11 protein-coding genes are annotated in these 13,418 nt (G+C 44.9%); 4 read left to right on the top strand and 7 right to left on the bottom strand.

Going from position 1 to position 13,418, the window contains the following annotated elements:
* Positions 1–7: 7 nt before the first annotated feature.
* Both CW740_RS03615 and CW740_RS03610 read right to left on the bottom strand, forming a co-directional pair.
* Positions 8–2,506 (bottom strand): ABC transporter permease, encoded by a 2,499-nt coding sequence (locus CW740_RS03615; RefSeq protein WP_106646254.1) that lies wholly within the window; start codon positions 2,504–2,506, stop codon positions 8–10.
* Complete coding sequence (locus CW740_RS03610; RefSeq protein WP_106646253.1) at positions 2,506–3,222, bottom strand: ABC transporter ATP-binding protein; 717 nt, start codon at positions 3,220–3,222, stop codon at positions 2,506–2,508. The genes CW740_RS03615 and CW740_RS03610 overlap by 1 nt, the downstream gene beginning before the upstream one ends.
* A gap of 50 nt (positions 3,223–3,272) precedes the next feature.
* On the opposite strand from CW740_RS03610, the gene CW740_RS03605 reads away from it, so the two are divergent.
* On the top strand, positions 3,273–3,908 hold the full coding sequence (locus CW740_RS03605; RefSeq protein WP_106646252.1) for an arylesterase: 636 nt from the start codon (positions 3,273–3,275) through the stop codon (positions 3,906–3,908).
* Between the two features lie 175 nt (positions 3,909–4,083).
* Here CW740_RS03605 and CW740_RS03600 read toward each other — a convergent pair whose 3' ends face one another.
* Positions 4,084–4,758: an OmpW/AlkL family protein gene (locus CW740_RS03600; RefSeq protein WP_106646251.1), complete on the bottom strand. Its 675-nt coding sequence runs from the start codon at positions 4,756–4,758 to the stop codon at positions 4,084–4,086.
* Positions 4,759–4,939: 181 nt separating this feature from the next.
* Entirely contained in the window at positions 4,940–6,160 is a 1,221-nt protein-coding gene (locus CW740_RS03595) for an aspartate aminotransferase family protein (protein WP_106646250.1), read from the bottom strand.
* Positions 6,161–6,422: 262 nt separating this feature from the next.
* Between CW740_RS03595 and astA the strand changes: the two genes are divergently transcribed.
* The 3 genes from astA to astB are packed head-to-tail and all read left to right on the top strand — an operon-like array spanning position 6,423 to position 10,318.
* Positions 6,423–7,445 (top strand): arginine N-succinyltransferase, encoded by a 1,023-nt coding sequence (astA, locus tag CW740_RS03590; protein ID WP_106646249.1) that lies wholly within the window; start codon positions 6,423–6,425, stop codon positions 7,443–7,445.
* 27 nt (positions 7,446–7,472) lie between these two features.
* On the top strand, positions 7,473–8,948 hold the full coding sequence (astD, locus tag CW740_RS03585; RefSeq protein ID WP_106646248.1) for a succinylglutamate-semialdehyde dehydrogenase: 1,476 nt from the start codon (positions 7,473–7,475) through the stop codon (positions 8,946–8,948).
* Positions 8,948–10,318 (top strand): N-succinylarginine dihydrolase, encoded by a 1,371-nt coding sequence (gene astB, locus CW740_RS03580; protein WP_106646247.1) that lies wholly within the window; start codon positions 8,948–8,950, stop codon positions 10,316–10,318. Before astD ends, astB begins: the two co-directional genes overlap by 1 nt.
* A 35-nt stretch (positions 10,319–10,353) precedes the next feature.
* Here the strand turns inward: astB and CW740_RS03575 are convergent, their stop codons facing one another.
* The 3 genes from CW740_RS03575 to CW740_RS03565 all read right to left on the bottom strand — a co-directional run bounded on the left by CW740_RS03575 (position 10,354) and on the right by CW740_RS03565 (position 13,415).
* Positions 10,354–10,929 carry a hypothetical protein gene (locus CW740_RS03575; RefSeq protein WP_106646246.1) on the bottom strand — a complete coding sequence of 192 codons (576 nt, stop codon included), beginning with the start codon at positions 10,927–10,929 and terminating at the stop codon, positions 10,354–10,356.
* A gap of 67 nt (positions 10,930–10,996) precedes the next feature.
* Complete coding sequence (locus CW740_RS03570) at positions 10,997–13,036, bottom strand: TonB family protein (RefSeq protein WP_106646245.1); 2,040 nt, start codon at positions 13,034–13,036, stop codon at positions 10,997–10,999.
* Positions 13,026–13,415, bottom strand: coding sequence for a BlaI/MecI/CopY family transcriptional regulator (locus tag CW740_RS03565; protein WP_106646244.1), 390 nt, complete (start codon positions 13,413–13,415; stop codon positions 13,026–13,028). Before CW740_RS03565 ends, CW740_RS03570 begins: the two co-directional genes overlap by 11 nt.
* Positions 13,416–13,418 lie beyond the last annotated feature (3 nt).

Raw genomic sequence — 13,418 nt, 5'->3', positions numbered from 1 at the left:
CGTAATTTTACAATTGCCTCAAAACCTGGTGTGCGGGTTGTTTGAGTAGACTTTTGAGGCCCCACCAACCAGCCAGGCAGATAAACGCCACGGCAATTAATGGCACCCATAACCAGAACCAGGGATGCAGAACTGGCTCAATATCCAGAGCTTCCTGATACAGCACGAAGACTAACACTTCCCCACCAATCACGCCAAGAATTCCGGAGAAGATGCCAAGTAATGCCAGTTCGGATAGCAAGGTCATGCGAATAAACTTGGTTTGTGCGCCTAATGTCTTGAGCAGAGTTGATGATAAAACCCGTTCCTCTTTACTGGCCTGCAGCACTGCATACAGCACTGCAATACCAGCCAGCAGTACAAACAACATAATAAACTCAACCGCTGCTGTAACCTGATCCAGAATGGTCTGCACCTGCTCCATAATCGCATCGAGTTCGATAATAGTTACCGTCGGCATTTCGCGCAGAATTGTGTTCAATGTAGGCTTCTTTTCCGCTGGTAAATAAAAACTGGTGATATAGGTCGCCATATTTTCATTCAACGCACCAGGCTCAAAAATCATAAAGAAATTCGGCTGAAAAGAATCCCACTGGATTTCGCGGAAACTGGTGATTTTACCCTTTACATCCACGCCACCAATCGAAAACTCAAACACGTCTCCAATATCAACACCCAAGCGCCCTGCCAGGTTTTGATCAATGGATAGCTGATAAGCGCCATTTTCATCGGGTTGCTGTTCAGGATTGTTCCACCACTCACCTTTTACAACAGTGTTCGCATCAGGAACTTCTTCGACCCAGGTAAGATTCAGCTCTCGACGCAATGATCCATCATTCTGTGCTTCTTCGGACACAGCTTCTTCAATAGGCTTACCATTGAGGCCAGTAACCCGGCCGCGTACCATCGGATAAATACCTGCTGTCTCGACATTTTGTTCTGCAAGGATAGACTCTAGATTTGGAACTTCGCTGGGCTGAACGTTAATCAAAAAATGATTCGGTGCATCATCTGGTAACTGACTTTGCCATTCACTCAATAATTCGCTTCGTATCAGTACAGTTGAAAGCATGATGATGAAGGCTAGACCGAAAGCGGTTACCTGACTGATGGTAAATGCAGGGTAACGTTTAAGTTGTCCAAGACCATACCGCACAGCCGTTGAACCGCGTTTGCCGATCCAGAGACCAACTTTGAATATCAGCCAGGCCATTAAACGAATGATGATAAAAGCAACAAGCGCAACTGCTAGCAAAATCCCAACCAACTTCAATGAGCCACTTTGCCACCACATCAGCAGTGCCATAGTGAATATGGCTAGAAGATAAATGAGCCAGCTTGAAACAGGTTGCGGCACCATTTCTTTACGCAAAACACGCAATGGCGATACGCGCGCAATTTGGAAGAAGGCTGGCAAGGCGAATCCAATCAGCACCACCAGACCACTCAAGCCGCCGGCAATCACTGGCGCCCAATTAATTGGCACCATAGGCTTAGGCAAGAAGTCTGCAAACTGAACAATGATCACCTGCTGGATCAATAAGCCCAATGCAACGCCAAACGCCGAGCCAATCAACCCCATGATAACCAGTTGCGACAAATACAGGCGGTGAACCTGCGCGATCTGCATGCCCAGACAGCGGTAAATTGCTGCGTAATCATAGTGGCGACGACTAAAGCGCCCGGCTGCCACGGCAATGGCAACGCCGGCCAGAACCACTGAAATCAAACTGGCCAATCGTAAGAAAGTTTCAGCCCGTTCGATAGAGGCCTGCAAGGCAGGAGTACCTTCTTTACCGCCGGTTAAACGCTGAGTTTTGTTCATCTGGGGCTTAACCCAGCCGATGAAATTTTCACGCGGTTGAATGTCACCAGCTATAAATAAAGTATAAGAAACACGGCTACCGGGCTGAATGATATTGGCGCGCTCGACATCGCTCTGATTGATGTAAACCTTAGGCGCTACGTTAAACATTTCACTGGCCTGTCCCGGGCCACCGACAATCACACCTGTCACAGTTAATTGAATCGAGCCAAAATCAACTTTATCGCCTTTTTCCGCACCTAACACCGCCAGCACACGCGGCTCCACCCATACCGTTCCTTCCTCCGGTTGTGCCTGAACATTTTGGCCGCGAGTAAAAGGCTTATCAGCAATTTCAAATTCGCCTTTTAAGGGAAATTTACCACCAAGAGCCGTTACGCTGACCAGCTGGAACTCATCTCCTTTAGCCAGCACTGTTGAAAAACCAGTCGACTCGGTCAGTTGCAGTCCATCTGAGCGTCCTTTAACCAACCAGTCCTGCTCAATTGGTCGAGGCGATCTCAGAGTATAATCAGCTCCCAGAAACTCACTGCTCTGCTCACCCATGGCGCGATGCGTCCGATCAGTAATGGTACCTATCGCTACCATCGCCATAACAGCGATCATGAGCGCAAAAAATAAAACCTTAACCTCGCCCGACTGCCAGTCTCGCTTAAATAAACGCCAAGCCATTCCACGCATTATGCCGTCTCCGCCGTTTTTGCCTGCTCGAATGACTCATTAACGCTATCTTCGATCACTTTCCCAGCCTCAAGGCGTACTAAACGCTGACAACGCTCAGCCAATCGATCATCATGAGTCACCAGCACCAAGGTCGTTCCGAGCTGCTGATTAAGATCAAAAATCAGATCAATGATTTTTTCACCATTGGCTGTATCTAGATTACCAGTGGGCTCATCAGCAAAGAGAATTTTTGGCTCAGACGCAAACGCCCGCGCAATAGCCACACGCTGCTGCTCGCCACCGGATAATTGGTGAGGATAATGACTCAAACGTTCAGCCAGCCCCACTTTCTCAAGCAATTCTTTAGCCTTTATTTGAGCATTTTTATCTTCCTTCAACTCAATCGGCAGCATAACGTTCTCAAGTGCAGTCAGACCGGGTAACAAGTGAAAAGATTGAAAGACGAAGCCAACATACTGCGCACGAACTGCGGCGCGCTCATCTTCTGAAAGTTTGTGAATGGGGTGCCCTGCAAGCTCCACTTCGCCTTCTGATGGCGTATCCAATCCTGCCAGTAACGACAGTAAAGTAGACTTGCCAGAGCCAGATGCGCCAACAATCGCTACACTATCGTGTTCATTTACGGTTAAACTTACCTCCGATAGAATGGTCAGAGATTGTTCAGGCAGTTTGACGGTTTTCGTTAAATTGTTGGTTGTTAACATTTTATTCATTGCTCATTGATACCATTGAGTTATCAAAAAATTAACCTAAGCATATCACTATGAAGATGAAATTGGCGTGGATTTTGTTTCTAGTTGTTGCGGTCTTTAACCTCTCAACAACTGCAAAAGCTCAAGAAAACCCCACTATTTTGGTGCTCGGCGATAGCTTAAGTGCTGGCTATAACATTGACGTTAAACAGGGCTGGGTCGAATTGCTGAATCAAAAACTACAGCAAGAGGGCTACCCGCACACCGTTATCAACGGCAGTATCAGCGGTGATACCACGACACAGGGCTTACTGCGCTTACCCACTTTGCTCGAACAACATGACCCGGAAATTGTCATCATCGAACTTGGAGGTAATGACGCATTACGCGGCACTCCCCCCAATGCGATAAAACGCAACCTCAGCAAACTGATTGACACCAGCAAACGCTCAGGAGCCGAGGTCTTATTGCTCGGGATACAGATTCCACCGAATTATGGTCAACGCTATGCGCAAGCATTCTTTGATAATTATGCCCAGCTGGCTAATGAAAAAAAGGTGAAGCTGGTTCCTTTCTTTTTAGAAAACATTGGTGGCAACGACGAACTGATGCAGGATGACGGCATACATCCTAATGTAAAAGCGCAGCCAATTTTGTTAGAAAACATCTGGCCGCAGTTGGAAACACAAATAAAAAGTACAGGTTAGTAAACACAGCACAAAGCTGAGTTTAGATATTGTCATTGCGAGTCATTTGGTCGCAATTTGCTGACCAAATGACGTGGCAATCTCGTAAATGTTATTACGAACTTTTTTGACCAGATTGCCGCGCTCCTTATAGTCGCTCGCAATGACGTGCTATTAATTATTGAAAATTTAAGTATTAGAATCGCCAGGCAAAACCGACCATAGCTACCCAAGGATCAATTTGTACATCCACAGTGGTAGCTGTCGCTCCATTCACTATAACGTCTGCTTCGGTATCAATATCTACATACCAAACCGCTGTATTGAAGTAGAAATTATCGCTAATTTTCCAGTCGGCACCCATTTGTGCCGCCAGGCCAAACGAATCATCCAACTCAAGTTGAACATCATTGGTGCTTAATGCCGCTTTAAGTTCAGGCGATGCTTTTTCTTCGAAGAATTTTGTGTAGTTCACACCAAGACCAAAATAAGGACTAAAGTCATCAGTACCAAATTCTGGATAATACTGGAATGAAACCGTTGGTGGTAAGTGTTTAGTCTCACCAATGGGTAAACCTGCCAAATCACCAGAACCATTAATATCGTGTGTAAATGGCAATGCTGCTAACACTTCCAAACCCCAGTTATCGCTAAGCATCCAGGTGCCACTAAAGCCAACGCCCGTAGCAGAATCAACGGTAACGCCATCATTAGCACCTAACACATTAGAGCTATCGTCATTTGGGCTGACATGAGCCGCACCTAGACGCAAAATGAAGTCGCCTTCTTTATGTGCAAATGCCTCAACTGCTGTTAAAGATAATACCGCGCCAACCGCTACCGCAGTTGCTGATTTGATAAGTTGTTTCATGGTGAATTTCCTTCTTTGTTTTAGACGCAACAAAGATAGTCCACCTAAGATTTAAAAGATTGACCTGGATCAATGATTAGAATCCAGCAAAAGATGAGTTTGCTATTTATTGATCAGGATCAATTTGTAACAGATACAAAAAGCCCCGCATGATGCGGGGCTTTTTGTACGAACTGACCGATTAAGCGATTGAGGCAACGGCTTTTTCAAAGCGATTCAGGCCGTCTTCAATTTCTTCGTCGGTAATGTTTAGTGCTGGTGCTAAACGAATGACGTTCATACCCGCGACAAGCACCATCACGCCATGTTGCCAACCGGCTTCGATGAATTGACGGGCTTTACCTTGCCATTTTTCATTAAGCACTGCACCGAGCAATAAACCGCGGCCACGTACGCTTGAAAAAACATCGTACTTCTTGCCAATTTCTTCTAGACGGGCAACGATTTTGGCTGATTTGTCCAATACTGATTGAAGCATCTCAGGCGTATTGATGGTATCGAATACCGCGCTTGATACTGCACAACCTAGTGGGTTACCGCCGTATGTACTGCCGTGAGTACCCGGAACAAAGCTTGCTGCAATTTTATCGGTAGTTAGCATAGCACCGATTGGGAAACCGCCACCCATAGCTTTTGCGGTAGTTAACACATCAGGAGTTACACCCATTCCCATGTAGGCATACAAGTGACCGGTACGGCCAACTCCAGTTTGCACTTCATCAAACACGAGCAGTGCATTGTGCTTATCGCATAGCGCACGCACGCCTTTTACGAACTCTTCAGTGGCCGGAATTATACCGCCCTCGCCCTGCACTGGCTCCATCACTACCGCACAAGTTTTGTCTGAGATGATAGCTTCCAGAGATTCGAGGTTGTTATATTCTGCGTGCGAGATACCGCCTGGTAATGGTTCAAAACCTTCGGTGTACTTAGGCTGACCGCCTACACAAACGGTAAATAATGTACGACCATGGAAAGATTGCTTGAAGGAAATGATTTCGCTTTTTTCAGGGCCAAAATTATCATGCGCATATTTACGCACTAATTTAAAGGCTGCTTCGTTGGCTTCACCACCCGAGTTAGCAAAGAACACCTTATCGGCAAAAGTTGCTTTGGTCAGTTTGTCTGCCAGCTCTAAAGCTGGTTTGTTAGTAAAGACGTTACTCAAGTGCCAGATTTTATCGGCCTGATCTTTAAGTGCCTTTACTAGAGCTGGATGATTATGGCCTAGGGCGGTTACTGCAATACCGCCTGCAAAATCAACATAATCGTTGCCATCCTGATCCCAGACACGTGAACCTTCGCCACGCTCAGGAATAATAGAAGCTGGATTATAGTTAGGCACCATCACCTCATCGAAGGTCGCGCGAGTATAGTTTGAATGTGCAGATTTATCAGACATAAAACACCTTAAGCTTGTGACAGGGTATTACCCTGTGTTTTCCGTTCATTGAAATAGGTCGGTATCATGTCCTTTTTTCTGCTAAAATTCCACCCCTGTACCGACGATTGGCTTAATTTTAAAGGGCTGAGAGGTCGTACAAGTCTCTTATATTACAAACTGGCACTTCCTTTCTGTGGTTAGATTTCCTATTATCATCAACCGCTTAGACACGAGTGTCGTCAGTTGAAGCTACATTTTAAGGAATTCAGGACTTTCAATCATGGTTATCAGACCAGCCCAACATACTGATTTACAAGATATTTTGGCATTAGCTGCCAGCGCCGGGACCGGCCTGACAACGCTGCCCAATGACCCCGTACGCATCGAAGATAAGATTAAAAACTCGGTCGATGCTTTCAGCCGTGACATTGTTGAGCCTGGACCTGAGTATTACTTTTTTGTGTTGGAAGATGACGTAACTGGCAAGGTCGTTGGTACTTGTGCTTTAGTTGCCGCAGTAGGTATGGACGAAGCATTCTATACTTACAAACTGAGTACGGTAGTGAATACCAGCCACGACCTCGGTATCTACAACAAGCACAAGATTTTAGTGCTGTGTAATGATTACACGGGTACCACTGAAATCGCGACTCTGTACCTGTCACCGGACTATCGTGGTGGCATCAATGGGCGTCTCTTAGCCAAGTCACGCTTCTTGTTCATGGCCGACTTCCCGCAGCGATTTGCCGATAAAGTTATTGCAGAGATGCGCGGATTCAGCGACGAACAAGGCCGCTCACCATTCTGGGAGTCGCTGGGTCGTCGTTTTTTCAGCATGGATTTTGCTAAGGCTGATGCTATCAGCGGCTTAGGCAGTAATCAGTTTATTGCTGAGCTTATGCCACAGCACCCGATTTATGTCGATATGCTATCAGATGATGCCAGGCAGGCTATTGGCCAGGTTCATCCTGATACTCGCCCTGCGCTGGCTATGCTTAAGCGCGAAGGCTTCCGTTATCAGAATTACGTCGATATCTTTGACGCAGGCCCTACAATCGAAGTTCCTAAAGATCAAATCAAAACCTATCGCGCCAGTCGATTGCTACCTATTCGTCTAGGTAAGCCAGAAGGTGATACTGAATCAATCATGATCAGTAATCGCCGCCTGCAGGAATTCAGAACTACAGTGTTTGAAACGCGAATTGATACTGACGAGCTCATCGTCAGTACAGATGTACTGGATAGACTTCAGGTCAAAGAAGGCGATACGGTTCGTGCAGCCAGTCTGCGCAACAAACGTTAAACGAATTTACAACAGGTGTTTTCTAATATGACTCAAGATGCTCATAAAAACTTAATGATTAACAATCAATGGCTCGCAGGCGAAGGCGATAATTTTAGCTCCATCAACCCTGCCAATGGCGAAGTTATCTGGCAAGGTAACGCCGCGACAGAAGAGCAGGTTGCTCAAGCCATCGAGTCAGCACAAAAAGCTGGCTGGGACTGGAGTCAAAAATCACTGGAAGAGCGTATTGCCATCATTAAGAACTTTGAGCAGCAGTTAAAAGATAGTAAAGAAGAGCTAGCTGAACTCATTGCCAAAGAAACAGGCAAACCCTACTGGGAAACATTGACCGAAGCTGGTGCGATGGCCGGTAAAATTGATATTTCGATTCGCGCCTACCATGAGCGCACCGGAGTCAAAGAAGCCGAGATGGGCGCAGGTATCGCAGCGACCCGCCATAAACCTCATGGCGTTCTGGCCGTATTTGGTCCTTACAACTTCCCAGGCCATTTACCCAATGGTCATATTGTTCCAGCCTTGATTGCAGGAAACACGATTGTATTCAAGCCAAGCGAATTAACACCAGCCGTTGCCGAATTAACGGTTAAATTATGGCAAAAAGCAGGGTTACCTGATGGCGTTCTTAATCTGGTTCAAGGCGAGGTCAATACAGGTATCGCGCTAGCCAGCCATCCTCAGGTTGACGGTCTGCTATTCACCGGTAGTGAAACAGTCGGCAAACTTTTACATAAGCAAGTTGGTGGCCAGCCGGGTAAAGTTCTTGCCCTTGAGATGGGTGGTAACAACCCGCTGATTCTGGGTGACGTTAAGGATCTGAAAGCGGCGGTTTATCATACGATTCAATCGGCTTACATTTCTGCAGGACAACGCTGCACCTGTGCTCGTCGCCTGTTTGTGCCGAAAACTGCTCAAGGTGATCAATTTATCGAGATGTTAACCGATGCGGTAAAAAATATTCGCGTCAGTCATTACAACGATGAAAACAAACCCTTCATGGGCCCTGTAGTTTCTGAAAAAGCGGCCAAAGACTTGGTTCGCGCACAACAGAATCTATTGGACAAAGGTGCTAAAGCTTTAGTCAAAATGGAGCATATTAAAGAAGGCACTGGTTTCGTCAGCCCTGCACTGCTGGATGTAACTGGCGTTACTCATGATGACGAAGAGTTCTTTGGTCCAATCCTACAAGTTTACCGTTATGACGATTTCGAAAGTGCCATCGCAGAAGCGAATAACACGCGCTTTGGTCTTTCAGCCGGTTTATTCAGTGACGACAAAGCTCAATATGAAACCTTCTATCGTCGTATCCGTGCCGGTATCGTCAACTGGAACAACCAATTAACAGGCGCCTCCAGTGCCGCGCCTTTCGGTGGGGTTGGTAACTCTGGTAACCATCGCCCAAGCGCCTACTATGCAGCAGATTACTGCGCCTACCCGGTTGCTTCAATTGAAAATCCAGAGTGTGTCTTGCCAGAAGCCCTTACGCCAGGAGTAACGCTATAATGAGCTCGAATAAAAACATGGCTTATGAGTTTAATTTTGATGGGTTGGTTGGTCCAACTCACAACTATGCCGGCCTGTCGTTAGGCAACGTAGCCTCAACTTCAAACGCCAACTTGGTGGCTCGCCCTAAGGAAGCTGCCAAACAGGGTTTGCAAAAAATGAAAGCTCTGCATGACCTTGGTCTAAAACAAGGCGTAATCGCGCCAATGGAGCGCCCTGATGTCGCCACATTGCGTCGTTTGGGCTTTACCGGTACTGATGCTCAGGTCATTATCAAAGCTGCCAAGCAAGCGCCTAAAGTACTGGCTGCCTGTAGTTCAGCGTCCAGCATGTGGACAGCCAATGCCTGTACCATGGCGCCATCAAGCGATACCGCCGATGAGAAGGTTCATTTTACGCCTGCCAATCTTGCCAATAAATTCCACCGCTCCATCGAACATGAAACCACTGGCCGCATATTGCAGGCCATGTTCAAAGATGAGAATCACTTTGTTCACCACCCTGCTCTACCAATGGGCGATCATTTCGGGGATGAGGGCGCGGCTAACCATACTCGTTTCGTCGATGTGAACAGCGAAAAAGGCTACGGCAAGAAAGGCTTACATTTCTTCGTTTACGGCAAGTACGCTTTTGATGCCAGTAAACCAGCGCCACATAAATTCCCGGCTCGCCAGACTTTTGAAGCATCGCAAGCTGTTGCTCGCCTGCATATGCTGGACAGCGATAATGTGGTTTTCGCGCAACAGAGTCCAAACGTCATTGATAAAGGCGTGTTCCATAATGACGTAATTTCTGTAGGCAATGGCAATGTGTTATTCGCGCACCAAAAAGCCTTCCTTAATCAAATGCAGGTTTACACAGATCTTGAGCGAGCGTTTGATGGCGAAGAATTCCATGTGGTTGAAGTGGGCGCCAATGATGTATCAGTAGAAGATGCAGTTAAGTCATACCTGTTTAACAGTCAGCTGGTAACGCTTCCTGATGGCAATATGGCAATTATTGCACCGGGAGAGTGTGAGTCAGTACCTGCTGTAAAAGAATATCTGGACTGGCTGGTTGAACAGGACACGCCGATTAAAGAAGTGAAAATCTTTGATGTAAAACAATCCATGCAGAATGGCGGTGGTCCAGCTTGCTTACGCCAGCGCATTGTCCTCAATGAAACAGAAGTCAGTGCCATGAACCAAAATGTCATCATGAACGATGACCTGTTTGCTACTCTAAATGCCTGGGTTGAAAAACATTACAGAGATACACTGACTGAAGATGATCTAGCCGACCCAAGTCTTCTCAATGAGTCGCGCATGGCACTTGATGAATTAACTAAAATCTTAAATCTGGGTTCGGTTTATCCTTTCCAACAGGTTTAATTAACCGTAAAAAAAGCCCGCACATGCGGGCTTTTTTATCGTTCTAACATTACTGGTTCTTGATTTAACTCTACGAAATTTGTGTTTTGCCCCACTGCGTAAGTCAGTCCCTTCTCAGCAGATAACCCATAAAAGTGATATCTAGTATTTTGATAAACAAATACTACTGCCAGTAGCTCAAATCTCTTACTATCAATTGCATAAATACGCTCTACAGTATCAAACTCAGAATCAAGCTCTAATATGTAGCGATACTTATCATCAATAAAACTTTCTGGAAACCTTTGAACAAAACGGTTATCAATCTTGGCATAAGCATATGTACCACCATAGAATAACCATCGATCTTGCTCGTTATATATTTTAGGTACAGAGAAGTTGATGCCATTGCCTGATGCAACTAAACAATGGAATAAGGATGATGGATTACAATATAAAACTCTCTCAGCTTCTTCTTGTTGATTTATGCTATCCAAGTAATCTTTACTGAAGTTTAAGCTATCTATTGTTCTATGCTCGGTTTTGTATTCGTAAACACTTATGTAGTTTGAGCAAGATGTCAGAGTAAGAAGCATTCCAATAAATAGTACAAATATAACTTTAAAACTCATATTACTTCACTTCCATTTGTATAAAGCCCGCAACTGCGGGCTTTAATGTGGCTTTAGTTACCCTGGCTTATTCAAGCTGGAACTCAAGCATATAGCTAATATCTTTAGCTTGCTTATTCTTCTCAAACTTCCATTGCTCAATGGCATTCATAGCGACCTCATCAAACACGCCCTCAGGCTCTGATTCAGTAGCACGAATATTATATGGTTTGCCATCCGTATCCACATCAAACTTAAACATTACATGGCCAGCAATTCCATTTTCTGCAGCGTATTTTGGATACTCTGGTGGCTTAGTAAATGTTGGGATAGCTTTCTCATTAACATTCACTGGATCCGTTACCCTAATTTCGCTCTTTTCGTAAATGATGTTTTGGGCTTCTGCTGGACTCTCAGGTGTTGGTGGTGCTGAAGGTGATGAAGGATCTCGCATCATTGGAGGTTCTGGAATATTTTGAAGACGCTTTTCAAACTCAACGATTTCACCATTGGTCATCGAACGTGTTTGACTATTTTCCTCGATGGTATAGGCACCATTTACTTTTTTATAAATAACTCCATTCTCATTAATGGTAGCCTCCACAGATTTGGTTCCGGAAGCATCGCCAGATCTTATTTTGCGAATGTCAACTTCCCTTAAATATCTTTGCTTCTCAACATCAGCACGCGCCTTTTCCAAATCGGCTCTAGCTCGCTCCATATCGACACGGATTCGCTGTTTCATCTTGCCGCTAGACATTTCTTCTTTGGCTTTCAGGATGGCTTCTCTAGCTTGTTCCATTTCCTCTTTGGAGATGTTTCCATTTTGATAATCTATCTCAATTTCACGCTGGGCTTCTGCGAGCGCTTTGTGCGCATTTTCTATTTCAATCTCAACTTCCTGAAGATCATCTTCATGCAACACCAATACTCTATGAGCATTCTCCAGTTCTTCCTCGACAAGCATTAACTCTTGCTCCGTCATGTATATACGCTTTTGAGCCTCTTCATGCTTTTGCTCAAACTCTTTGCGTTCCTTATCCGTCATCGGACGTTTGTTGCCATCTTCTACAATATAGTAGTTGTCATTTTCCTGTAGATAGGTAATTCCGTCGCCTTCACTGAACTCAAGAACAACTTTCTTGTTTCCTTCATCATCAATGACTATGTTTTCAGTGGTAATAACACGTTCTTCTTTCGGCTCCTTATTGGCTGCATAAACGGCGCAACAGCTAAGGACAAAGGCGGCACCCAATGTCATAACTATCTTGCCAGTTTTATTTAGTGGTTCTGTGATATTCATGATTCTTTCCTCAAGTTGGTTAAAAACCTTCCATGAGCAAAGTAGACTTACAGAGTGAGTGGCAGAAACTGTTGATAAAAGCGCATGACCATAATCTTTCGTGCGATTGTGGTTACCTTTATTAAGCACCAAATAATCACAGAATAACTCCTGGTCATGTCTAAAATTCTTTCGAGCAATATAAATGAGCGGATTAAACCAACCAATGCAGACTAAGACATCCCATAAAAGGTTTAACCATAAATGCTTCTGTTTTATATGCTGTTCTTCGTGCTCGATAATGAGCTGTATTTGCTGAACTGATAGCTGTTTTGCTACGTGAATTGGGAAATAAATGGTAGGTTTGATAAAGCCATACACCGCCGGTGACATTTCTTTATAGTCAACGGCAATAACCTGATATCGACTCTTTCTGATTAAATTAAAACCAGGCAATTCATTGATTGGTCTTTCAATTTTTTTTAAGTCTTTTCTGAGTTCAACATGCTGAATAATCAGTCTCAACAGTAACAGGGTTGTACCTGTTAACCAGAGCGCTCCAAGCCACTGGTAGTTCTGCAGTGTCTCTACAGGCTTGGCTATCATGACAGATACCGCCTGACCGATGTAATCAGAGTTAGCACTACTAAAATCAATGGATGCAATAATTTTGGCAACCACAAAGCCAAGAGGTATGGCTAGCCAAAGTAGGTAAGAGTTATAACTTTTGGTGGTTTTTCTGATAAAAAAACGAACAATAAGTACGGTCAGGACTATAACACTTAAATCAAGGTTAAAATGCCAGAAAGCATCCAGCCAGCCGTTCATTTTTAGATCACTCAACATCCTTGCTCTCCTTGTCGGCCAACAAGCCTTTTAAATAATCTAGCTCATCCTTCGACAACTGCTTATTGTCCACAAAGGTGGCAAGCAACTCTTTGATATTTCCTTTAAAGACTTTATCCAGAAAACTTTCGCTCTCGTCGGCCAGGAACTCATCGCGCTCTATGGCGGGAGAGTACAAATAGCGACGACCATCTTTCTGAAAAGTCACAACCCCTTTCTTCACCAAACGATTAAGAAAGGTTTTTACCGTCTTTTCACTCCAGTCCTGAGTTTGGAGACGTTCCACGACCTCAGTGCTGGTTAATGGAGATTCCTGCCACAGAATATCCATTACATTCTTTTCTGCTTCACTCACTCTGATTGACATACTTTGACTCATATC

Origin of the sequence: Kangiella profundi, assembly GCF_002838765.1 — a bacterium.
Classification (GTDB): domain Bacteria; phylum Pseudomonadota; class Gammaproteobacteria; order Enterobacterales; family Kangiellaceae; genus Kangiella; species Kangiella profundi.
The sequence above is the reverse complement of the archived record's forward strand: the minus strand, read 5'-3'. Positions and strand labels throughout refer to the sequence as shown.

What these genes read in the sequence shown, in the direction of transcription:
- CW740_RS03615 (WP_106646254.1), bottom strand. Translation starts at nt 2,506, where the DNA reads ATGCGTGGAATGGCTTGGCGTTTATTTAAGCGAGACTGGCAGTCGGGC.
- CW740_RS03610 (WP_106646253.1), bottom strand. Translation starts at nt 3,222, where the DNA reads ATGAATAAAATGTTAACAACCAACAATTTAACGAAAACCGTCAAACTG.
- CW740_RS03605 (WP_106646252.1), top strand. Translation starts at nt 3,273, where the DNA reads ATGAAGATGAAATTGGCGTGGATTTTGTTTCTAGTTGTTGCGGTCTTT.
- CW740_RS03600 (WP_106646251.1), bottom strand. Translation starts at nt 4,758, where the DNA reads ATGAAACAACTTATCAAATCAGCAACTGCGGTAGCGGTTGGCGCGGTA.
- CW740_RS03595 (WP_106646250.1), bottom strand. Translation starts at nt 6,160, where the DNA reads ATGTCTGATAAATCTGCACATTCAAACTATACTCGCGCGACCTTCGAT.
- astA (WP_106646249.1), top strand. Translation starts at nt 6,423, where the DNA reads ATGGTTATCAGACCAGCCCAACATACTGATTTACAAGATATTTTGGCA.
- astD (WP_106646248.1), top strand. Translation starts at nt 7,473, where the DNA reads ATGACTCAAGATGCTCATAAAAACTTAATGATTAACAATCAATGGCTC.
- astB (WP_106646247.1), top strand. Translation starts at nt 8,948, where the DNA reads ATGAGCTCGAATAAAAACATGGCTTATGAGTTTAATTTTGATGGGTTG.
- CW740_RS03575 (WP_106646246.1), bottom strand. Translation starts at nt 10,929, where the DNA reads ATGAGTTTTAAAGTTATATTTGTACTATTTATTGGAATGCTTCTTACT.
- CW740_RS03570 (WP_106646245.1), bottom strand. Translation starts at nt 13,036, where the DNA reads ATGTTGAGTGATCTAAAAATGAACGGCTGGCTGGATGCTTTCTGGCAT.
- CW740_RS03565 (WP_106646244.1), bottom strand. Translation starts at nt 13,415, where the DNA reads ATGAGTCAAAGTATGTCAATCAGAGTGAGTGAAGCAGAAAAGAATGTA.